Genomic DNA, 21427 nt, shown 5'->3' on the forward strand with positions numbered 1-21427 from the left:
TATGCGGTTTTGTCACAGAAAACAATATAAAATTGACAAAAAGTCAGTTTTGTATATTGCATAAATGACAAAATGACATAAAAAATGTAATGGAATCCATTTTGCTATATACATATCGAATTTAAATCTAGAATAACTTAAAAAATAAAATACAATGAGTTTAATAAAAAGAACAGACAGATTACCATTTATTTTCGATGATATTTTTAATACTGATTGGTTTGGAGGCAGTGTTAACGAACACAAAATAGGATTCAATACACCAGCTGTTAATGTGCAGGAAAATGATAACGAATTTGTTATCGAGTTAGCAGCGCCAGGATTAGTAAAAGAAGATTTTAATATCGAATTAGACAACGAAGTGTTAACGATTTCTTCTGAAAAGAAAAATGAAGTAAAAGAAGAAAAAGATTCTTACACTAGAAAAGAATTTAGTTACAGCACATTTAAGAGATCATTTAATTTACCGGATACTGTTAATGTTACGGAGATTATAGCTTCTTATGATAGTGGAATATTATCGGTAAAACTTCCTAAAAAAGAAGAAGCAAAAGTACAGCCAAAGCGCTTTATAGAAATTTCATAAGTTGTGAGACTTAAGTTAGTTAGTTAATGTTACGTAAAACGCCCTCTAAACTAGAGGGCGTTTTTGGTATTTATAAGCTGTTTCCGTAGTAACAGTCCTGGGATAATGCTTTCGAGTAACTTATCTTGTCTTGTAAATCCATGATAAGATAAATTTCTTTTTTCAATTTGATTTCAACTCTATTTTGCTTCCAATAGATTTTGATATCCTTTGATTTTAAATTTTTAATATAGCTATATTTATTAGCGTAGTTTGTAGTTAATGGCGGAGCATTTCCATTTTTGGTAGCCTCTTGCGGACTTATAGTTATAGATTCGGGATCTACTACAGAACAAAGAAAACCATCAAAATCAATTCCTTGTTTATCTTTGTTTAGTAAGTATACCCAAACAGAATATTCATCTTCTTCTATCATTAAAGTTCTTCCAGAAATAGGATCCGTAGAAGTAATAAATATTCCTTCTACATTGGCAACTAATTTGGTTTTAGGTTCACCAATGGCAAAAACACTGGTAAATAGGGATAGTAAAATTAGTTTCATAGGGGACGTTTTATATTAATACTAATTTATATTCAGCAATTTATTATGCTAAGCCCTAAAATGTAATTATATAAATGTTTGAGTGAGAGATAAATGAGTATGAACAACTCATCTTAATTTGTGAATCACTAAATTACTAAATTAATTATAAAGTTGTATGCCTTGTATGTGTATAATTTTGTGAGATTTTCCCGTAAGATTATGAAGGAAAAATCCTATAAACATTTGAAGATCATAAGTGTATAGATTTGCGAATCGTACTATTTCTAAGATCATTATTACGTATTAGGAAGTGAGAAATTACTAAGTTAGGAACCCAACATAACCAGGAAACAATTTTATACGCAACTATAAAATCACCAAATGATAGCGTAAGTAGAGGTAACCATATTCTTAAAGTAACTGCAGCAAAACAGCATGCAAAGCTATAATACATATATTTTTTATGGGTGTCCATTAACCCTTGTCGAATATGGCTAAATCCAATAAAAGTGAATAGGATCCATAGTACTCCAAGACTAATAAAACCTAACGAAGCTATTATACCACCTGTTGCAAAAAAACCTATATAGATTCCTGCTAAACCACTAAGTAATGCAGATATGACATAGACTCTTCCACAAAAGCGATGTAATTTGATTTTACTTATACGAATTTTTTCACTGAACTGTATCCAACCCGTTAATAGAGCAATTCCGCCAAGTATAATATGAAAATAAAAAGAAATATTCCAAGCGAGATCTAAAAGCAGTTTTGGGTCTTTAGTACTGAGTAGACCAAACTCTCGATGTAGTATAAAATAAGAAGAAGGATATAGACCAATGAGAATACAGCATAGTACAAATAGAATTCTAATACCTTTTTTCATATTACGCTAAACTGAGTTTTATAGCGCTTTCTGCACATGCTAAAATAGCTTCTTTTACAGGTATTGGTTTCCAATCTAACAGTTTAATAGCTTTATTGTTGCTCACCTTTCGTTCAGTACCTAAGTCTATTAAAATAGGTTTGATAGTTTTATCGATATTAGAAAATAGACGAACAGCAAAATCTGGTAAGGTAAATTTAGGAACCTTTTTGTTTGGGTAGTTTTCTCTTAGAATATTAGCCACTTCTTTAAAAGTCATATATCCTGCTGAGCATACAAATCGTTCTCCTGCAGCTTCTGGAGCTTCCAAAGCTTTTATGTGTAAATCCGCTACAGATCTAACATCCACCATATCAAAACCAATTCTTGGAATTGCTGGAGAGCTACCATCTAAAGCTTTAATCACAATATTGGCAGAAGTCCCAAAATCTTTCTCTAGTATCGGTCCTAAAATAGCGCCTGGACATACAGTAGTTAATTCTAATCCACTTGTGTCCTGTTTAATAAATTCCCAAGCAGCTTTTTCTGCAATTGTTTTACTTCTAAAATATGGTGTGGAATCTAACCTGTTATGAATATCTGTCCAGTTGTTTTCATCGAATGTACTTTTCCTGTTGTCTTTATCTTTCCCATAGATAATAGCTCCAGATGATGAGGTAAGAACAACTCTTCTTAATCCATGTTTTGAAGCTGCTTTTAAAATATGTAATGTACCGTTTTTTGCAGGTATAATAAGATCATCCTCGTTTTTGGGGAGTTCTCTAGGAAAAGGAGAAGCGATATGAATAATATCCTGAACTTCGCTAACGAGATCACACCATACTTCTTCATCTAATAAATCAGCCTCAGCGAATTCTAAATTATCAATATATTCGGTGTTTTGGGCTATTACCTTTTTAATCTCTGAAACTCGATCTAAATTCCTTAGTGTACCAATTACTTTATAGCCTTTGTTTAATAATTGGATTGCAGTGTGTGATCCTAAAAAACCAGTTACTCCTGTTAATAATACTTTTTTGGTGTCCATGTTTTGATAATTTTTAATGATATCAGAGATCTAACCACTTTTTAAAATTTGAGGTTCTTTCTCTAGAAACAATAATTTGTTCGTCTTCCTGAGGTTTTAATTTTAGTAGTAATCTGCTATTGAAGTAACTATGGATTTCGATAACAGACTTTACAGAGATCATAAATTTTCTGTTGATTCTAAAAAAATGAACAGGATCAAGAATTTCTTCTAGTTGATCAATAGAATACTCGATAGGGTATTGTTGTCCTGTGTGAGAGTGTAGAAAAATTAACCCTTCGTTTGATTTAAAATAGGCAATATCATCCACACTAAACGTGTTAAACTGATTACCAACCTTGATCATAAATCGTTTTTTATATTCTTTATTGAATAGTTTTTTGATGCTTGCTAGTTTTTGTTCATCAAAAATCCCATTGTTGTTAGACTTAGATTTTCGATATTTATTTAAGGCGTTGTTTAGGTCATTTTTATCAATAGGTTTAAGCAAATAATCGAGTCCATTATACTTAAAACCTCTTATAGCATATTCGTTATACGCAGTTGTGAAGATAACAGGAGGATGATCTTCTAGCATATCTAAAATGTCAAAACCATATCCATCATTTAACTGAATGTCCAAAAATATCAAATCAGGTTTTGGGTTATCTTCGAACCATTGCCTCCCATTTTCTACAGATGTGATTTGCCCTATGATGTTAATTTCAGGAGCCAATTCTTCTATTAAAGAAGCTAATCTTTTAGAGGCAAAGTTTTCATCTTCTACAATTACTGCTTTCATCTTAGGATACTTTTACAATAGAAACATCTTTCATGTTTTTTGGCAGTAAAGGAATGGTTACTTTGAAATATCCATTCTCCGTTTCTATTTTTATGTTTTCGTTTGTATAAAAAGAATATCTCTTTTCAATGTTTTTTAATCCTAACTTAGTGGATTCTTCTTTTCTTTTTCTAACATGCAAATTGTTTTGTACTACTAAGCTGGTGTTTTCAACAGAAATGATAGTGATCTCAAGAGGTTTTTCTTTAGAATAATAATTATGTTTTAAAGCATTTTCTACCAGCATTTGAAGAGAAAGAGTCGGAATAACAAAATCTTTGGGATTTACTGATATATGTGTAGTAATGCTAAGAGCGCCTTCGTGTCTTACATTCATCATGAAGATAAAAGAATCTAAAAAATTAAGTTCCTTTTCTAAACTTACCAGATCTTCTTCTCGATTATCTAAAATATATCGGTAACAGGTTGCTAATCTGGAAACAAAATCAGAAGCGAGATCTCTGTCTTCATACATTAAAGATGTTAAGGTGTTTAGACTATTAAACAAAAAATGAGGACTGATCTGATTTTTCAAAGATTTATATTTAGAGGTCATTATTTCTTTTTGCATATCATTCATCTTATTCTCCATTTCTTTTTTCTGTTGTAAAGAATGATAAAACAAATTGAAAATAATGAGGGCAAATCCGAGAATCGCAGCTCTGAAGAAATCAATTCTAAATCGTAGCCAGGGATCAGCAGCATCTATTTGACAGATCTGATCAAATTGAAAAATGGCCAAATAATATATCAATGCAGAAACCGGAAGACATATTGCTAGATTAATTAGTAATATCTGTATGCCTTGTTTTATATCAAGACCACCACCATTTTTGGATTGTTGTCTTCTTACCAACCAATCATTGCTTTCCCAAGCAAGCATAAATAAGAAAAAAGCACTACTATAATAAAATACACCAGGTGCATCAAAAATGGAATCTTTCTCATCATGTACTATGGTAAGCTTTATTAAAAAGTATACCACATTAATGATGATAAATCGTATTCCTAATTTTTTTAAAGTAGTCTTTTTGAACATATAGCATGTAATAGTACAGTTAAAGATACGTAAGAATGGATCAAATTGAAGATTCGTTTTCAGCGAATTGTCAAAAAACGATCTGAATTGTAGTAAAAGTCATTTTATCTGCAAATGGACTAAGATCATGCCCTTAAAACAGCTTCAAAGAAGGTTTCATACACTTCAAAAGTAAAAATGACGACTCTACTAATTTAATTTTGTTCATCCTGAAGTAGTTAGCAGATTTGAGTAAAATCAAAAAGATAAGAAATAAACAATAATCATTTTACAAGTACCTATAAAGATGATTAATGAGAAACTCTGTCTGACTAAAAATAAAAGAGATGAAAAAAATAATGCTATTATGTACATTACTATGTATTTCCTTTATGAATGCGCAAACTGGCACTATAAAAGGATTGGTCATTGATAAACAATCAGAAACTCCTTTAGTAGGTGCTACCGTAGAATTGTTAAATACAGATGAAACCAATGGCGTGATTACAGATTTGGATGGATATTTTACCCTTGAAAATGTACCATTAGGTAGACAAATAATTAGAGTAAGTTATATTGGTTTTGAATCGATAACCTTACCAAATATAGTAGTAACTTCTGGAAAAGATGCTGTGGTGAATGTTTCGCTTACAGAGGCTTTTGATCGGTTAGATGAGGTGATTATTACCTCAGATACCAATAAATCCAGAGCAATCAATAAGCTTACTTCGGTATCTGCTCGGCAATTTAGTTTGGAAGAGGTAACGCGTTTTTCTGGTGGTAGGAGTGATGTAGGTAGACTAGCAGCCAATTTTGCAGGTGTATCGGCTCCTGATGATAGTAGAAATGATGTAGTTATCAGAGGAAATTCGCCAACAGGATTGCTTTGGAGATTAGAAGGAGTACCCATTCCTAGTCCTAATCACTACAGTACTTTAGGTACTACGGGTGGACCCGTTTCAGCATTAAACCCTAATATGCTAAAGAATTCTGATTTTATTACCTCTGCTTTTCCTTCCGAATATGGAAATGCTATTGGAGGTGTATTTGATCTTGGTTTTAGAAAAGGAAATAAAGATGATTATGAATACACCGCTCAAGTTGGAATTTTTACTGGAATCGAGGCAATGGCAGAAGGACCGTTAGGTAAAAATAACGGTTCGTTTTTAGTAGCAGGAAGATATTCCTTAGTAGGATTATTAGGAGTAGGAGCAGGAGGAACCTCTGCAGCACCTAATTATAGTGATGTGTCTTTTAATCTTGATTTTGGAAAAAGTAAGTTGGGTAATTTCTCTCTATTTGGAATCATAGGTTTTTCTAATATTGACTTTTTGGGTGATGACATTGATGAGGATGATTTGTTTGCAGCAGAAGATGAAAATACCTTTGTAGAATCTGGTTTCGGAGTTTTAGGTGTAAAACATCAAATTAATATTACTGATAAATCGTACCTAAAAACAATTCTTTCCGGATCTTTTACAGGAAATGATTTCGTAGCTGATCGTTTTATTGATAAAAATACTCCACAAGAAAGAACAATTAGATATACCGAAGCGGATAATACCGAAAATAGATTTACCTTCTCTACATTGTTTAATTCAAAGCTTAGTAGTAGAAGCACGATACGAACAGGAGTTTTGGTAGAGAATATAGGAGTAACATCCTTACTTAGAGATAGAACAGAGCAACCAGATCTTAATAATGATGGTGATCCTGATATATTTACATTTCGTGATATCGATGAAAACCTTACCATATTTCAACCTTTTATCCAAGGACAGTTTCGACTTACCGAAAAGCTTACGTTAAATACCGGATTGCATGGGCAATATAGTTCTCTTAATGAGCAATTTGTCTTAGAACCAAGAGCAGGACTTAATTATAAAGTATCACAAAACCATCGTTTGAGTTTTGGTTATGGATTACATCATCAACCCGTATCATTACCGCTATTATTCTTAAACGAAGAAATAAACGGAACCATAGTGCAGTCTAATAAAGATTTGGATTTTGTGAGAAGTAATCATTATGTACTAGGATATGATGTGAAATTAGGAAGCAGTTGGCGTGCTAAATTAGAAGTGTATTATCAAGATATTGATAATGCAGCAGTAGAACCATTTTCGTCTAGTTATTCTTCATTAACCGAAGGAGCAGATTTTGGATTTGATAATGATAGAGTTTCTCTGGTAAATGAAGGAATAGGATTTAACCAAGGAATTGAACTTACCGTAGAACGATTTTTTAAGAATGGATATTACGGTTTATTAACTACGTCCTTATTTGAAAGTAAATATAAAGGAAGTGATGGTATCGAACGTAATACGCCATTCAATAATGGATGTGTATTGAATTTACTGGCAGGAAAAGAATTTGCTATGGGTAAAACAAAAAAAGATGTATTGTTTTTTGATACAAGAGTAACTTTTTCTGGCGGGCGTTATTTTACACCTGTTGATTTAGCTGCTTCTCAAGCTGCAGGTTTTGAAGTGCTACAAGAAGATCTGGCATTTAGCGAACAGAATGATGGATATTTTCGTTGGGATGTAAAGTTTGGCTACAAAATAAACAGTAAGAAAAAGAAAACTTCACATCAGTTTTATGTAGATCTTCAGAATGTAACTGCCAATGAGAATTTGTTTGCCAGACGATATAATCGATTAACCAATAATGTAGATGAGGTAAATCAGATAGGATTTTTCCCTGATTTTGGATATAGATTTGAATTTTAACATAAATAATTGATATGAAACACAATGAGATAACCATTATTTACGTTTGGGGATATCTGTAACTTGGTTTTTGGGGATATGACGAGTTAGCAGTTTGGACGTTAAATGGGTTATATGGAAAACCAGTTACAAGATATTGCTTATTTGATTCAGTTTAGAGATCGATGTAATAGTCAGGTTTCTAATGTCACTGTGGCTTGGCATTTGGATCATATCCTTAAAGTAATAAATAAGATTCATACAATTCTTCAAAATTCGGATCCCACGGTATATGAGAAGCGTTTTAATGTATGGCGCAGTATTTCTTTTTTATTTAGGTTTATACCTAGAGGAAAAGGAAAATCTCCGGCATCGGTTTTGCCTCCAAGTGATATTAAGACAGAGAACATTTTATCACAACTCGAAGAGGCAAGAATACACATTTCTAAATTCGAAGAATTAGATGAAAATGCGAACTTTATGCATCCTGTTTTTGGTCAATTAAATAAAGGTCAGGCGAAATATTTTTTAAAAATCCATACCAAGCATCATCTAAAGATCATTCGAGATATTTTGGGTAAGAGTAGAGAATGAGTTTATTTTGCAGGTATATGCAATGAAAATTAATGTAAATCGGGACTCAGAAGATTCAGAATTTATATCATTAAAAGAGAAATAATCATAATGTATTATTTCTCTTTTCTATTTCAAGAGCTTTTTTATAAAATTCTCTAAACTTTTCTTTGGTATATAAAGCGTTCATAGCAGATAGAACATCTGGCAATGATAGGCTACACCATTCCCATAACATGGTACTGAAGTTATACCGATACATCTGTTTTCCGACTTCTTTTCTGATCATTTGTACTTCATTGATACTAAAACCATTTTCTAAAAGTAAAACTTGTACTTGTTGTTGATACTCTTCGGTTAGTTCGGTGTCTAGATAAGGTTCTAGAATCCAATCCCAGTTCCAACTATATGCTGATAAAGGGATATTATTTTTATGTGCAAATGTTTTTAAATCCTCTTTCTTTTCTGCAGCAATAAAAATGATATCTTCTTTTAGAATAACTCTTGCAGTACCAAAAGCAGTACAGATAGAGACAATATCCTTAGCGTTAATTCTTTTTTCGGGGTATGCAAAGGAAGGTTCGAAAGGATAATTGTAAACCCAAATATCTTTCTCATTAATTTCAGACGCTCCAATTCCGGAAAACAGAAGCGTAGGAATGATTTTTTTAGTTCGCTTTTTAAATATTTTTCTAAAAAAATTCACTTAATCGAATTAATAGTTTACTACAAAATTAAGAAATCCTCCTGTCCAATTAGAGGTTGAATTCGTTATATTTCGAATTCCTTTACCAGGAAAAGAAATACTAAATCCTGCATTAAAGAATAAATGTTTGCCAATAATTTTATTATACTCTATAAATACATCATCTGCTAAATGAGAATTGGTTACTCCAGCAATCACGGTAGGAATTTCATTAGAAAACTCCACTCGCGCAGCTTGTCCAAATTGTATAGGACTTCGTAATTGTTGAGCAGCAATATGAGCATATCTCAGCGTAATAATATCATTAGACGAAGGTCTTACCTGAAACGTTAAGCCTTGTGACTGTACATTAGAATTAATAAATACCATTGAGGATTTGGATCCTGTGGACCATGAACTTGGAGAGCCTTCAAAGTATACGGGATCAAATCGTTCTTGATTATCGGTGTCTGGATTATCTCCAGAAAAGAATTGATAAGAATACATTAATGTTGGTTTCCAGGATACTTTTGGAAATAGATAGGCCAGTTGCAATCGACCTCCTAATGAAGAAAGATCTATCGTAGGATTGAATTGATACGCAACATCCATTCCTAAGGATAACTTATGTGAACTTTTACCAAAGAGATTTATTTTAGAATATAGATTTAGAGCATTTAGATTTTTCCTATCTCCTATAGTAATAGTTGGAGGACCTTCTCCATTTGGTGCTGCCTGAGGATAAGGAGCATTAGAATTTATTACTCGTATGTATGATAATCCTAGATATCTTTCTTTGGAAATAAAATAATTGAGGTCTAAACCCGCTAATTCATTATCAGTATCATTAGAAGGTAACTCATTTGGTGCTAAATAAAAGAATGTACTATTGAATTTATTTTTACTTATTTTTCCTAATATAGTTTTTTGCCAGGCTTTCCTAGGTCCAAATTTCAGTGCACCACGCTCAAACCCACTAGAAGCTCCGTTAGAGATTAACATTCCTGTGCCTAATTTGAGTGGTTGAGATCCTATAGATAGCTCTACTAAAACACTGTCTTTTATTCTGAAACGATACCCTATATAAGCATCTTCTAAGGTTATCCGCCCAGTATTTTTTGCATCAAAAGCGTCTACACCCCAAGTGTAAGATCCAACACCCGATATTTTGGCATAGATACGGGAATTGGATTTAAAATTATGATAAAAAGTTAATCCTGGTTTTGCATAAAGTTCTAACCATTCTGTATCTGAATCAAAGTCTAATTCAGGGACATCTGCTAAATTCCAAAATAAATTGGTTTCTCCTACTGCATTTGCGCCAGCTTGTAACTGACCTTCAATCGTAATGCCATTTTTACTATAGAATAGTAGATCAGATTTTTCTTGTGACGTGGTCGATATTGTTATAAATAGAATAAAGCTACAGACTAAATTAGAAATATGTTTATATCTACCTAATGAGTTTTTCATTTTTCTAACAAATATTTAGCTACAGCATGATAAGCGGGTAGAGAAGTAGGGTCTATTTTTGCATTTTTGGCTTCAGGATGAGATGAGAATCTAACTAATACCATTTCTGCTTTTGGATCAATATAGATTGTTTGTCCATGAACGCCTCTTGCGGCAAAAGCATTATGCTCATTATGAGTAATCCACCACATATCTCGATAACTCCAATTAGTTAATGTTTTGTAAGCAGATTTTCTGAAAGCTTCTTGATTTCCTCCCTTCATAATATTTTCAACAGTTTTAGAAGGTATTATTTGGGTATTGTTGAAATACCCTTTGTTACGTATCATTTCTCCAAACATGGCCATGTCTCTAAGATTTGCACTAAATCCACCACCAGCAAAAGCAATTCCCGCACCATCGATCTGAAAATATCCATCGACATGAGTACCTAGTGGTTTCCATATTTTTTCTGATAGTAGGTGGGGAATACTTTTATTGGTTACTCGAGAAATAATCCAGCCCAGAGCATCGGTATTGATTGTTTTGTAACCAAACTCGTCTCCATGCGTTCCATTTTTTTGAACAGTTTGAAGATATTCATAATAGTTGTTAGGACCGTTATAAGATTTTGGTTTAGGCAAAGGGTTACCTGCAGCCGAAAAGGACCAGATTTCAGCATTAGGATCCGAATAATCTTCGCTATATTTCAGGTTTGTGGTCATATCTAATATTTGCCGTATGGTAGCATCTCCGAATGCAGAATTTTGAAGTTCTGGAATATATTGAACAGCTTTCGCTTCTTGATCTAATATACCTTCAGTGACTAATATAGCACCCAATGTTCCTGTAAAAGTTTTACTAACAGACATAGCTGCATGTACACCATCTTTCGTTAATTCACCAAAATACCTTTCATAAACAATAACTCCTTTGTGCAATATGATAATTCCATCGGTATAATTCTTATCTAGAGATGTCTTCCAACTCATTTTTTCATTACGATCTAATGGAATAAATTCAATTTCATCTATAGCAGGGTCTATTTTTGTAGTAAATTGATATCGATTGGAAGAAGCAGATTTTACCTCGGTAGTAGGCAGAAACTCTCTCATATGACATACACTATATCGCAATGCAGGAAATGTAAAAAAACTACCGTTAGATGCGGAGATAGTTTTTTCTTTGGTTGGAGGGTATCCTTGCATCCATTTTAATGTTTTAGGATCCGAATCTTTTGCACTAAGGAATTTTTGAGCGTTAAGTTGATAGTTTATGAATACAAACAGAATTAGAAAAAAAGTCTTTTTCATAAGATGATAGTTGATTAATCTTGAAAATATATTCCAAGGTGTGAGGATGAACTTTTTTATTTCTAAAGATACTTAATTTACAGTGCTTTATGAAAGGTTTTTAGATTAGTTATACATGAGTACGACTTCTCCATTTTGTAATATGAAGAGAGGTGTTTTTTTCTTGATTCATAATTATATTCAATACTTTTTTAAAATCTGAATACTCCCTTATTTGAAAACTTGTATTTTGATTTGATTCTTGACTCGAAAGTTCTTTCTTAAAGTTGTAAATACAGTTTAATTACTGCATTTTTGCGTTCAATTAAAAAACGAACAATTAGTGAAAAAATTAGTACTTCTTTTAAGTTTAACTTGTATACTGTTTTCTTGTAGTGAGAGTGATATTTTAGGTTTTGATGATGAAGATTTAGATGCTATTTATGATGCACCTAATGTAAAATCATATACCACTTATATTTCTGAAAATTCAGTAACTCTAAATGGTTTTATTAATCACGAAAATGTGTTTTTTAGGGAATCAGACACTTACAAAGTAGGATTTATATTTAGAACTGGAGATCCTCAAGATTCAAGTAATGATCGAGTAATTGAACTAGAAGGAGAAGTAGAGTATTATACTGGTTTCTACAAATTTAATTACGCGATAACATCTTTAGAACCTAATACTACTTATTATTACACTGCATTTACCAAAAATGGGCCAACAGGAGACAATGATTGGAGCTCATTTACTACTTCTGAAGTCCCTTGCTCTTATACACAGGATAACTATTATAGTATTGATGGTGTATGGAGAGATGCGTATGTGACGGTTACGGATCCTAATTGCTGTGGAGAAGGAAATGTTGGATTTAGATTTGGGATATGGCCTGATATCTTTGATATTAATTTTAATGAATTAGAAAACGGGTATCCTAAAACTGGTCAATACTTTGGAGTAGATTACGAATTTGAAGGTACTCATATTCAAAGAGACCTTGTTAAGTCTACGAATCAAGTGTTAATGGAGAATGGAGATTCTACTCCAGAGACCGAAATATTTGTAACGAATGATGGACAAAGAATAACTTTAATTTTTTGTGACACCAAATTAAGAAACGGAGATATTCTTAACGGTAAGGTATCAGTACTTATTCCTCAGAAATAAATAAAAACTCACAAATTAAAAGAAAACTCGACTATGGTCTATTGGATTCCTAGTCGAGTTTTTTGCTTAATGATCTAATATGTATGATGATAATTTTTTTGAATTGTATATTTATTGAAAACGAAATCATAAAAAAGTGCAACGTTTTGTTAAAACTTTAGTTACTATAGTTGATTTTTAAATTCATCACATCAATCAAAAAATATGAAAAAACTCATTACATTATTCGTACTACTTTTTATTTGTTTATTTGCTAATAGTCAGGAAATAAAGAAAATTTCAAGAAATTGGTCTTCATTCAGTCAATCTATAGAAGTTGCTACAGATTCCGTACGGAAATTTAAAGTAGTTGCCTATGTTAAAGTAGAAACAGATGATGATAAAGCTAGAGCAGGGGTTTGGGCTAGAGTAGATAATAAACCAAAACAAGGAAGAGGTTTTTTTGATAATATGAGTAATAACCCCATAAAATCAAACTCATGGAATTCATATACTCTTCAAGGTATTCTAGATAATAAATCTGAAAAACTTGTTTTTGGAGGGTTATTTTACAATAATGGAACATTTTTCTTTGATAAATTCGAACTATATATTGAAGATGATCAAGGAGAATTTCAATCTGTAGATATTAAAAATGCTGGATTTGAAACTAAAACAACCGATCGTACAATTCCCGAATGGACCCCTGGTATTGGAAGAGGAGAAATAATGATGGTAAGAGAATTCACTTTTACATCCAGTACAGATAGCGTAGATGGAAAGTATTCCTTAGCTATTGAAGGAAAAGGTATCTCGAAAAGTACAGGAAGTATAGAAAGTTTTTTTCCCAGCATTGGTATAATCATACCCATTATTCTAATGCTACTTTTCGTCTTCCCTTTGTTTACATATGCGTCTTCTACGGATAATGAAAAATGGTCTATATGGTCTCGTATTGGTTTCAGATTTTCATTTATCTATTTCCTATTAATTATTTTTTTCCAAAATAATGGTGCTTACCCGTTCTTCAGTTTTGTGGCTAAGTTTCCAAGTGATCTCATGGAAAAGTTTGTACTTTGGTTTGCAGAGAGTATACTGGGGATTCCGTTTAAGCTAAGTACAGGTCCTAACGGCAGCGGTGATACAAGCTACGATTATTTAGTGGTATTCGTTATTTTTATTGCAGCCGTAATAGGTACAGGAATTTGGTCTGCTTTAGACAGAAAGCGTTCTAATTATAAAACTTTGTTTTATTGGTTAACGACGGCACTGCGTTACTATGTGGGACTTATGTTGATTAATTATGGATTGGTAAAAGTTATTCAATTACAGTTTTCAGCTCCAAGTTTTTATAGGTTATTACAACCATATGGAGAATCATCCCCAATGGGATTAGCCTGGACATTTTTAGGTTTTTCTAAAGGCTATAACTTATTTATGGGAATAGCAGAAGTTCTTGCCGGGCTATTACTTTTTAGACGTACTACTACTTTTGGAGCTATTATTACATTAATGACAACGATGAATGTGATGGCCGTGAATTACTTCTATGATGTTCCTGTAAAAATATTGTCTACGCACTTAGTAATCATGACATTATTCCTGTTATCTAGAGATTTAAGAAAAGTGATGGAGTTTTTGGTAACTAATAGGCAGGTAGAAAAACTAACTGTTATTGCACAACCAAAATTTGAAAAAGGGATTCGTATCGGTCTTAATATTGTAAAAAGTTTAATCATAGTTTATGCGCTTGGTTATGGATTTTATAATACCATGGATCGTAAAGAATCATATGGTTTAAATAAGCCAAAACCACAGTTACATGGAGTGTATGAAGTGACAAATTTTGTAGTGAATGGAGATACACTAACTGATTATAGAAGTGATAAACGTTGGAAAAATATTAGAATAGAAAGAGAAGGAAGCGTTCAAATAGAGAAAATGAGTAAGAAGAGAGAGAATTTTTCGATCGAAATGGATTCCACAACGAATGGAAGGATTAAATTCATTCCTTCTTCTGGCGATACAGAATCTTTTAATTTTTATTATACGAAAACAAAAAATACTTTAGATTTTAATTTTATCCATAAAAATGATACCATTTATGGACAGACCACAAAAATGGGAGTGGATAAATTTTTGTTGGTCAATAGAGGTTTTAATTGGATAAATGAGCGACCATATAATCGCTAATCTAATTTTACTTAAAGTTAATATAATACAAAATGGACTGTCTATATACATTTAGACAGTCCATTTTGTATTAAATTAAATAGATGGTTCTATAACTGAGTTCCAAATTCCTAACGCATTTGTTTTTTCTGCATATTCTCGAAAAGTAATAGGTTTTCTACCTAGTACTTTTTCGATGTCATTTGATATTTCAGAATTATCAGGGTTCCCTAGCACCTCGGTAAATAAGTACTCAATTAACCAAATGAAATCTGCTGGGAGTTCTTCTTGTTGTAATGCAGATACATAAGTTTCTATGCTAAGAGGAGTAAATTGAATCTCTTTTTCAGTAATATCCGAGATGATCTGAACAGCTTCCTGAAAAGTAATAGCTTCAGATCCAGTAAGTTCATATATTTTTCCGTGATGTTGATCTTCGGTCAATGCTTTTACAGCTACTTGAGCAATATCATTTGCATCTACAAATGGAATTTTCATTTCAGAAAATGGTAAAGCTACATGACCTGTTAATATTCCTTCAACTAAAAAGTTCTCACTAAAATTTTGATTAAACCAATTAGCTCTAACAATGGTATAATCAATACCAGAATGTATGACAACTTGCTCACATAATTGGGCTTCTTTTTCACCTTTACCAGAAAGTAAGACTAACTTTTTTACATGCTGATTTTTAGAAATTTCTACTAATTTTTCAATTGCTTGTAAGGCACCAGGAACTGCTAAATCTGGTTGATAGGTAATGTAGATGGTATCCATCCCTTCGATGGCTGCAGACCATCCTTCTGGGCGATGCCAGTCGAATGATGGATTTTCTTGTCTAGATCCAACTCTTACATTGTGATCCTGATCTTTTAGTAATTTAACAATTCTCTTTCCTGTTTTACCGGTCCCTCCAAGGACTAAAATGTTTTTTTTCATGATGTATAAAATTTATGTATTTAATTATGTTTGATATTTAAGATTGATGATAATACAATGACCCAACTAGTAGCAAAACAAAGGATATTGTGGAGCTTATCGTTCGTATAAAATGCCACTGCTTCCAAGGGTTTTCAAATCTTTTACGGAGCATCTTAAGTTCTTCCAAAGAAGCATCTGCCAAATTTGTTTTATCTAGGACTTCGTTTAAAGGAACATTTTTGAGTATGGTTATAAAAACCACTCCAATAGTGAAGGTTAGACTAGCTGCTAAAAAGATCCAAAACGAAGCATCTTGGTGTTGATATTTCAAAAAGGCTACATAGCTATTGCTTATAAACGGTCCGAAAAATATGATCAGAAATATTGGATTAATGATCGCTCTGTTCATTTGTTGAAAAGACAATAAAAATGATAAATCGTCTAACTGGCCTATTCCTGGAGTTATGACATTGGTCCATGTAAAACATAGTCCTGCCGTTAATCCTGTTAATACAATACTGATGATCATGGTCGTTGTTTCGAAATTGATATCCATAATCGTTAGGCTTTGATTGTTTTTACTTTAGGATAAACCTTTAGGTAATAGAATAGCATGGCTACTCCCACAAGCTCTATCGCAATAATCCAAAAGCTGAAGTCTGTAAAAAACGTGTAGTAATTACCTCCATTTGGCATAATAAAGAGCGGAACAGTGATGAGCGTGTCTAAAAATGCTGCGATCAAAAAGAATACTACTCCTACGATATACCCATTAGTTGTAACGCCGTTTTTATAATATATAGAAGATCCTAACCAGACTAATGGAAGTATTGATAAAGATAAAACCATATTGGCTTGCTGTTCAGGGTTATGTAGGATTTGGAATTCATATGAGAATGTGAAAGCACATACTGCTAAAATCCAAATTCCAATACCGATAGTTACTAATCTAAAAATTTTCATGTCTTATATTTTTTTGATTACAAGACAAAATTAGAGTAGAACTTCTGGGATTATTTATTCCAAAAGAAGTATGATTTGTTCGAAAAGACGTTTATTTAATTTGACTAGGTCTATAGCCAAATTTCTTAGCGAAAGCATTGGAAAAAGAGCTTAAGCTATCATACCCCACATGCCAAGCAGCTTCTTGTACGGTAGCTTTCTTTTTGCTGATCATGCTATGAGCAGTAGTTAATCTTTGATTTTGTAAGTATTTAAATACGGGAAGTCCAAAAACTTCTTTAAACTCTTTTTTAAGTTTGGTAGTATTTAATCCCAATTCCTTAGAAAGCTCAGAAAGGGAAGGAGGGTTGTTGAGATTACTAGAAAGAATATCTTTTGCTTTTTGTAGTCTGTTTTTATCAATTGATTTTAGATGCTGTGCATGATTAGCAGCTAGTTGACCAAAAAAATGTGATAATAATGTGGTTATCTGACTTCTGAAAAACATCATTTTAGTTTTTCCTTCATATTTTATATTAAAAAGACTATCGATAATTTGATGCATTTCTGGAGTCATATAAAAACTAGGACCTTCTACATAATGGTCTTTTGGGTTTACAAGGTTCTTTAACAGTTCAGAAAATAGTTCTCCTTCCTGATTAGGTAGGTTTTTTAAATTTCGAGTAGCTGTTGCTATCACAATACATTCTAAGGGATTGTCTTTAGAAACTGTATGAATACAGTCTACCTGTTCATCTGCGAAAAAGGAAAGTGCCAGACCTTTGGTATAATTAAAATGATGAGAGCCCGTAGGAGCGGACATTTCCAAATCAACATTGCCAGATCCATAGAATGCCACTGCAATCACAGGTTCGTCGAATCTACAGGAGTCTTTGATAACTTCTTTAGAAAATGCGGTTTCCACCAAAATAGTGAAATCATTGATATCGATAATATCTCTGGTCATTTTAATAATTTAAAAGTATGTTCACTGACACCTCTAAGTTAGTAAAACCTATAGAGTTTTTGATGACTGTTATATACTTTATAACATTTTATGAGTAATATCTCTTCGTTCTAACCAATCTAAAGGTTTGGTGAGCTCATTTTTGTTAAACTCTAGATGTATGACTCTTCTTTTTTTTCCGTTTGTTGTTCTATTAGAAGCATGTAATGTTAGGGGCTTCATTAACATAGCACTGCCTTTATCTACCTCACACACCACTTCGTTTTTAGTCTTCCAATTTTTAGAATCTGTACGTATTATTCCTTGTTGGTGAGAATTAGGAATTACTTTTAAAGCACCATTGTCACGAGTTGTATTATCCAAATGGACTCTCAACGTAATAGTGTCTTGTAAAATTTTTAAAGGTGGTTGAACACCATACTGGCCTTTTTTAAAGGTCCAATTTGAATAATTTGGAACATTGGCCTTTTGATTAACTGAAATGCTCAAATCTTGATGATAAGCTACAAACCAATTGGATTCACTGGGTTTGTCAAAATAGATTGCCTTTGTTAAGAAATAAGTAGATTCAAAAAGATCATAAATTAATCTTGTCATAGATTCAGTAAATAACAAATCACCTAATTGAGGTACGTTTTTGATTAATTGCCTAATGGCAAACAAATCTTTTGTTTGCTTAAATGCATTTCCAGTTTGTTCCGTATTTTCTATGCAATTTAAAATTCTAGATATTTCTTCCTCTGAAAATAAAGATGATACTACTGAGTATCCATCATTTTCAAGTTGCGCCTTGTTTGTTAAGTAACTCATTGCTCTTTTTTTAATCAAAAACATTTAGATTAAATACCGTTTCTTATATGGCAAGTATGCTTCCCAATGGAAGTATATGCACTATACAAATCGTTGTAAGATGGTTTTATTTTTTTTACAAAGAAGTAATACTTTCTTTCCATAATTGCTTTCAGAATTACACCATTCTAGTTTTCTAACTATTTTTTCAGGAACTTCTATATTGCTATAAGTTTTAAATCCAAATTTTGAGTAAAAATTCAACAAATTTTCAAATGGTAGGCACCAAATATTAGATTCCCCAAATGGTTTCTTCTCACATAAATTCTGAACTATGTTTTCAGCAACTCCTAAACCTCTAAAATTTGGAAAGGTATAAATTCCTCCAAGTTCCGCATTATTTTCATCAATTTTCACCAATCTACCAAGTCCAGCATTTTCGTTTTCAACTTTAGCAATAACAATGTATTCATTTTCATAATTTGATTCAACAAAATCAATTTCATTGTATTTTGAGTTTATCCAATCTATCTCTTCTTTTTCAGCATGTTTTATAGTTACTGTTTTCATATGAACATCTCGTTTGATCAGCGCGCTTATAACTTCGGAATATATCCAACGTTATACAGTATCATCGTTTACTTCTATCCAATATTCATTCGGATCCTGAAAATATACTTGTCTGATACCGTCTTTTCTTATGTAATCCTTGTTAGGAGTATCTTTCCAATCCGAGTATTCCACTTTTAGCTCATTTAGACGTTCTATAAACGCATCAAAACTAGCTGTAGACAAAGCAAAATGAACTGCTTTATTTGTTTTGATTTCGGCATTTGGACGTGGAATCAAGTGAAGTTGTTTCCCTTCGGCAAAGGACAACCATCTTGTTTTGGAATTAGAAGCAGTATTTTCAATTTCTTCAAGGCCAAGTAATTCTTGATAAAATTTAACCGATTCATCAACATCTTTTACGGATAGTGCTATATGGTTAAATAAAAAGTTTTGCATGTATATTGAAAATTTATGATCGGTTAATAGGAATGTTTCTCAGGAATACGATTCCTGTTTTATAAGGTTTCCACAATTTGAATATTATTACCACAAGTATCATTGAAAACAGCAAATTTTACTGTTCCCATTTCTGTTGGTTGTACGCTAAAATCAACATTAAGTTTTAGGAGGCGATCATATTCTTTATCTACACTATCCACATCAAATTGCGTATAGGGAATACCAGCTTCCATTAATGCATCTTGAAAAACTTTGCTAGGTTCGAAGTGATTCGGAGCAGGTTCTAATAATAATTCTGGTCCATCTTGCCATTCTGGAGAAACGAGTGTGATCCATCTGTTTCCGCCACCTAATGGGGCATCTTTTTTTATGATAAAACCTAGTTTTTCGGTATAAAATTTCAACGCTTTTTCTTGATCTCTAACAGGAATGCTAATCAGGGTTACTTTCATTGTTTGTATTATTTGATTTATTTGTCAAAGGTTAAAAGTTTGTGTCTAATTCGCTTCTCGAAACTTGCTCTTTTTGAAATTTGCTTGGTGATTTTCCTGTTTTAGTCTTGAATAATTTACTGAATGAGCCTAAACTTTCGAAACCAACCGCAAAACAAGTTTCAGTTACTGACATTCCTTTTTTTAAATTTTGCTTTGATTGCTCAATACGTTTATCAATTAGATATTGTCTGGGAGTAAGTCCGTAATATCGTTTAAAAAGTCTATGTAAATGATATTTAGAAGTAGAGTTTACATCTGACAATACATTTAAGTTTAGATCTTTTTCAAAATTAGTGTCAATGAATTGTCGAGTTTCTATAATCGTTTGAATCTGCTGATCATTAGAATAGCAACTAGCTTTGATATGGTTTATTTTTTCCTGGTAGAATGTCATTTCTAAAAGGTGTGGCAAACAAATTCTTTAGAGTCTGCTGGTTGTTTTAATTTTTCTTGATCCATTAGGTTGCTCACCTTGTGTTAAAATGCATTTACTTATGGATCCTTTAGCATTAGTCACAAATTCAATTGTAGCTTTTGGTTTTACAATATCGACAATAAATTTTGAACTTCCTATAGATGTTAATTTAGAACTCCATTTACCTTTTTCTGTTAATATCAATTTTCCTCTTTTCAGTTGTACTTCAATTGCTCGGTTCGCAAGCACATATGTTCCGGTATAGTTCGTAAGATCTTCTTTTTTAGTAGTTAATTTTTCAGAAACCATAATTTTCTCATGCCCAGGCCAATTATATACCAAAGAAACGCTACTGATAATCTCTTCTATAATTTCTGTGTTTACATCATTTCAATTTAAAACAATTCAATGATACCTCTAATATGATACCAATTCTAAATCTTGTATTATATTTTCGAAACTATTTACCGTAATGCTACCGTTGGTAGGGATCATATTTTGCCATACCCAATTATAATGTGTAATTACTTTTTCTGCCGTTAAATGTGGTCTTTCACCAGTAGTATGACCATCGGAAACAACAGTGATATGGTAATCCTTTGTTAATGCAGATTGAATTGTGGATTCTACACAAAAATCAGTTGCGCATCCTGTTACTAATAAATCGGTCACTTCTAAGGATTGTAGTTTTGATTGAAGCTTAGAATTGTAAAAAACATCATTCGCATACTTGTTAATGAATATGTCAGTTGTGGTTATCTCTAATGATTCTAATAATTCCCATTCCCAAGTGTTTTTTTCAAAAGCTCCAGTTCCTGTTCCATCATGTTGAATATAGATTACAGGTAATCCGATTTTACGAAATACATCAGCTAATTGATTTATTCGTTTTACAACACCATCTGTATCAAATCGAGGAGTTTCTTCAGTAAAAGAACCTTTTTGCATGTCAATTATTAAAAGCGCTTTTTTATTTTTCATTAATGTTGACTA

The 21427-nt window shown here is 32.3% G+C and carries 24 protein-coding genes; 5 read left to right on the plus strand and 19 right to left on the minus strand.

Features of this window, described 5'->3' with window-relative positions; genetic code table 11:
* Positions 1 to 154: 154 nt before the first annotated feature.
* Complete coding sequence (locus Q1A73_RS20320; protein WP_299609434.1) at positions 155 to 586, plus strand: Hsp20/alpha crystallin family protein; 432 nt, start codon at positions 155 to 157, stop codon at positions 584 to 586.
* A 70-nt stretch (positions 587 to 656) separates the two neighbouring features.
* Here the strand turns inward: Q1A73_RS20320 and Q1A73_RS20325 are convergent, their stop codons facing one another.
* The 5 genes from Q1A73_RS20325 to Q1A73_RS20345 all read right to left on the minus strand — a co-directional run bounded on the left by Q1A73_RS20325 (position 657) and on the right by Q1A73_RS20345 (position 4881).
* A complete protein-coding gene (locus tag Q1A73_RS20325; protein ID WP_299609437.1) occupies positions 657 to 1127 on the minus strand; it encodes a hypothetical protein in 471 nt (156 codons plus the stop codon).
* A gap of 232 nt (positions 1128 to 1359) precedes the next feature.
* A complete protein-coding gene (locus Q1A73_RS20330) occupies positions 1360 to 1995 on the minus strand; it encodes a DUF2306 domain-containing protein (protein WP_299609439.1) in 636 nt (211 codons plus the stop codon).
* A 1-nt stretch (position 1996) separates the two neighbouring features.
* Positions 1997 to 3022, minus strand: a complete 1026-nt coding sequence (locus Q1A73_RS20335) for an aldehyde reductase (protein ID WP_299609441.1) — start codon at positions 3020 to 3022, stop codon at positions 1997 to 1999.
* 22 nt (positions 3023 to 3044) lie between these two features.
* The gene (locus tag Q1A73_RS20340; RefSeq protein WP_299609443.1) at positions 3045 to 3803 is read right to left on the minus strand and encodes a LytTR family DNA-binding domain-containing protein; all 759 of its coding nucleotides are present in this window, start codon (positions 3801 to 3803) and stop codon (positions 3045 to 3047) included.
* A gap of 1 nt (position 3804) precedes the next feature.
* Positions 3805 to 4881 (minus strand): histidine kinase, encoded by a 1077-nt coding sequence (locus Q1A73_RS20345; protein ID WP_299609445.1) that lies wholly within the window; start codon positions 4879 to 4881, stop codon positions 3805 to 3807.
* Between the two features lie 326 nt (positions 4882 to 5207).
* Here Q1A73_RS20345 and Q1A73_RS20350 point away from each other — a divergent pair, with 326 nt between their 5' ends.
* Both Q1A73_RS20350 and Q1A73_RS20355 read left to right on the plus strand, forming a co-directional pair.
* Positions 5208 to 7592, plus strand: coding sequence for a TonB-dependent receptor (locus Q1A73_RS20350; protein WP_299609447.1), 2385 nt, complete (start codon positions 5208 to 5210; stop codon positions 7590 to 7592).
* Positions 7593 to 7706: 114 nt separating this feature from the next.
* Positions 7707 to 8165, plus strand: a complete 459-nt coding sequence (locus Q1A73_RS20355; RefSeq protein WP_299609450.1) for a DUF1569 domain-containing protein — start codon at positions 7707 to 7709, stop codon at positions 8163 to 8165.
* A gap of 85 nt (positions 8166 to 8250) precedes the next feature.
* On the opposite strand, the gene Q1A73_RS20360 is transcribed toward Q1A73_RS20355, so the two are convergent.
* From Q1A73_RS20360 to Q1A73_RS20370, 3 genes are read right to left on the minus strand one after another with little or no spacing between them, the layout of a single operon-like run.
* Positions 8251 to 8850 carry a hypothetical protein gene (locus Q1A73_RS20360; RefSeq protein WP_299609453.1) on the minus strand — a complete coding sequence of 200 codons (600 nt, stop codon included), beginning with the start codon at positions 8848 to 8850 and terminating at the stop codon, positions 8251 to 8253.
* 9 nt (positions 8851 to 8859) lie between these two features.
* Positions 8860 to 10302, minus strand: a complete 1443-nt coding sequence (locus Q1A73_RS20365) for a hypothetical protein (protein WP_299609455.1) — start codon at positions 10300 to 10302, stop codon at positions 8860 to 8862.
* Complete coding sequence (locus Q1A73_RS20370; protein ID WP_299609457.1) at positions 10299 to 11594, minus strand: serine hydrolase; 1296 nt, start codon at positions 11592 to 11594, stop codon at positions 10299 to 10301. The genes Q1A73_RS20365 and Q1A73_RS20370 overlap by 4 nt, the downstream gene beginning before the upstream one ends.
* A 322-nt stretch (positions 11595 to 11916) precedes the next feature.
* On the opposite strand from Q1A73_RS20370, the gene Q1A73_RS20375 reads away from it, so the two are divergent.
* Together Q1A73_RS20375 and Q1A73_RS20380 are read left to right on the plus strand one after the other, a co-directional pair.
* Positions 11917 to 12744, plus strand: a complete 828-nt coding sequence (locus Q1A73_RS20375; protein WP_299609459.1) for a fibronectin type III domain-containing protein — start codon at positions 11917 to 11919, stop codon at positions 12742 to 12744.
* Positions 12745 to 12948: 204 nt separating this feature from the next.
* Complete coding sequence (locus Q1A73_RS20380; RefSeq protein ID WP_299609461.1) at positions 12949 to 14916, plus strand: hypothetical protein; 1968 nt, start codon at positions 12949 to 12951, stop codon at positions 14914 to 14916.
* 75 nt (positions 14917 to 14991) lie between these two features.
* Here the strand turns inward: Q1A73_RS20380 and Q1A73_RS20385 are convergent, their stop codons facing one another.
* The 11 genes from Q1A73_RS20385 to Q1A73_RS20435 all read right to left on the minus strand — a co-directional run bounded on the left by Q1A73_RS20385 (position 14992) and on the right by Q1A73_RS20435 (position 21415).
* On the minus strand, positions 14992 to 15834 hold the full coding sequence (locus Q1A73_RS20385) for an NAD(P)H-binding protein (RefSeq protein ID WP_299609465.1): 843 nt from the start codon (positions 15832 to 15834) through the stop codon (positions 14992 to 14994).
* Between the two features lie 37 nt (positions 15835 to 15871).
* On the minus strand, positions 15872 to 16372 hold the full coding sequence (locus Q1A73_RS20390; RefSeq protein WP_299609468.1) for a DUF1772 domain-containing protein: 501 nt from the start codon (positions 16370 to 16372) through the stop codon (positions 15872 to 15874).
* A 5-nt stretch (positions 16373 to 16377) separates the two neighbouring features.
* Positions 16378 to 16779, minus strand: coding sequence for a DUF5367 family protein (locus Q1A73_RS20395; protein WP_299609470.1), 402 nt, complete (start codon positions 16777 to 16779; stop codon positions 16378 to 16380).
* 91 nt (positions 16780 to 16870) lie between these two features.
* Positions 16871 to 17725, minus strand: coding sequence for an AraC family transcriptional regulator (locus tag Q1A73_RS20400; protein WP_299609473.1), 855 nt, complete (start codon positions 17723 to 17725; stop codon positions 16871 to 16873).
* Between the two features lie 78 nt (positions 17726 to 17803).
* Positions 17804 to 18535, minus strand: a complete 732-nt coding sequence (locus Q1A73_RS20405; RefSeq protein ID WP_299609475.1) for a phytanoyl-CoA dioxygenase family protein — start codon at positions 18533 to 18535, stop codon at positions 17804 to 17806.
* Positions 18536 to 18616: 81 nt separating this feature from the next.
* Entirely contained in the window at positions 18617 to 19084 is a 468-nt protein-coding gene (locus Q1A73_RS20410; protein WP_299609477.1) for a GNAT family N-acetyltransferase, read from the minus strand.
* Positions 19085 to 19135: 51 nt separating this feature from the next.
* Positions 19136 to 19522, minus strand: a complete 387-nt coding sequence (locus Q1A73_RS20415) for a VOC family protein (RefSeq protein WP_299609479.1) — start codon at positions 19520 to 19522, stop codon at positions 19136 to 19138.
* Positions 19523 to 19581: 59 nt separating this feature from the next.
* Positions 19582 to 19977 (minus strand): VOC family protein, encoded by a 396-nt coding sequence (locus tag Q1A73_RS20420; protein ID WP_299609481.1) that lies wholly within the window; start codon positions 19975 to 19977, stop codon positions 19582 to 19584.
* 31 nt (positions 19978 to 20008) lie between these two features.
* On the minus strand, positions 20009 to 20413 hold the full coding sequence (locus tag Q1A73_RS20425) for an AraC family transcriptional regulator (RefSeq protein WP_299609484.1): 405 nt from the start codon (positions 20411 to 20413) through the stop codon (positions 20009 to 20011).
* Between the two features lie 27 nt (positions 20414 to 20440).
* Positions 20441 to 20743: a hypothetical protein gene (locus Q1A73_RS20430; protein WP_299609486.1), complete on the minus strand. Its 303-nt coding sequence runs from the start codon at positions 20741 to 20743 to the stop codon at positions 20441 to 20443.
* A gap of 108 nt (positions 20744 to 20851) precedes the next feature.
* On the minus strand, positions 20852 to 21415 hold the full coding sequence (locus Q1A73_RS20435; protein ID WP_299609488.1) for an isochorismatase family protein: 564 nt from the start codon (positions 21413 to 21415) through the stop codon (positions 20852 to 20854).
* Positions 21416 to 21427 lie beyond the last annotated feature (12 nt).

Source organism: uncultured Aquimarina sp., assembly GCF_947492115.1.
In the GTDB taxonomy this organism is placed as follows: domain Bacteria; phylum Bacteroidota; class Bacteroidia; order Flavobacteriales; family Flavobacteriaceae; genus Aquimarina.